Consider the following 337-nt stretch of genomic DNA (forward strand, 5'->3'; position numbering starts at 1 on the left):
CTATTAATGACCAGCTTGCACAGCATTCGAGCCACTCACATGGCACATCATCGTGATCCGCTGGGCGATAGTGATATTGAAGGCAGTCTGGCAAATGTGTCATGGTGGCAAGCACTGCTCGGCGGGATAACTTATCGGCTCGCTATCTATCGGCAAGGACTGCGTTTAAGCAGCCGTCGCAATCAAAGCTTGGCTTGGCTAGAATTTGGCTTGATTGCTTTAGTCGTCTTGGTTGCCCTCGTACTGACCGTATTTACTGTCGCTGTTCCTGCTCTGACCATGTTAGCGCAAGTATTGATGTACCACATACTGACCATGATGTTGGCCAATGCTAGCG

Annotated in this window: 1 pseudogene; it reads left to right on the forward strand. The window is 49.9% G+C overall.

Annotation, left to right across the window (positions count from 1 at the left end):
- Positions 1-337: pseudogene (locus AAEY75_RS14325) on the forward strand (fatty acid desaturase); the annotation flags it as partial.

It is taken from the genome of Psychrobacter sp. TB55-MNA-CIBAN-0194 (assembly GCF_040309505.1).
GTDB classification, from domain to species: Bacteria; Pseudomonadota; Gammaproteobacteria; order Pseudomonadales; family Moraxellaceae; genus Psychrobacter; species Psychrobacter fozii.